Origin of the sequence: Clostridium tanneri (assembly GCF_033659955.1) — a bacterium.
Taxonomy (GTDB): domain Bacteria; phylum Bacillota; class Clostridia; order Clostridiales; family Clostridiaceae; genus Clostridium_AM; species Clostridium_AM tanneri.
Window position 1 is genome coordinate 1 of the sequence record NZ_JARUJP010000095.1, and the last position, 407, is coordinate 407.

Here is a 407-nt window from a genome sequence, read left to right on the forward strand (position 1 = left end):
GCTTTACAGACATATCGGACCAGACGTTGACGTTCCTGCTGGAGACATCGGAGTTGGCGGAAGAGAAATTGGTTACCTTTATGGACAATATAGAAGAATCAGAGGAGCTTTCGAGAACGGAGTTCTTACTGGAAAAGGCTTAACTTATGGCGGAAGCTTAATAAGACCAGAAGCTACAGGTTTCGGAGTAACTTACTACTGTAACGAAATGTTAAAGCACGAAGGAGAAACTTTCGAAGGAAAAACTGTTGTAGTTTCAGGTTTCGGTAACGTTGCTTGGGGAGTTTGCCAAAAGGTTAGCGATTTAGGTGGAAAAGTTGTAACACTTTCCGGTCCAGACGGATACATCTATGATCCAGCTGGAGTAACTGGTGAGAAGATAGACTACATGGTTGAAATGTTAAGAG

Annotated in this window: 1 protein-coding gene; it reads left to right on the forward strand. The window is 42.8% G+C overall.

Annotated features, from left to right (window positions below):
- A partial coding sequence (locus P8V03_RS19095; RefSeq protein WP_318799385.1) for a Glu/Leu/Phe/Val dehydrogenase dimerization domain-containing protein occupies nucleotides 1–407 on the forward strand: 407 nt, incomplete at both ends.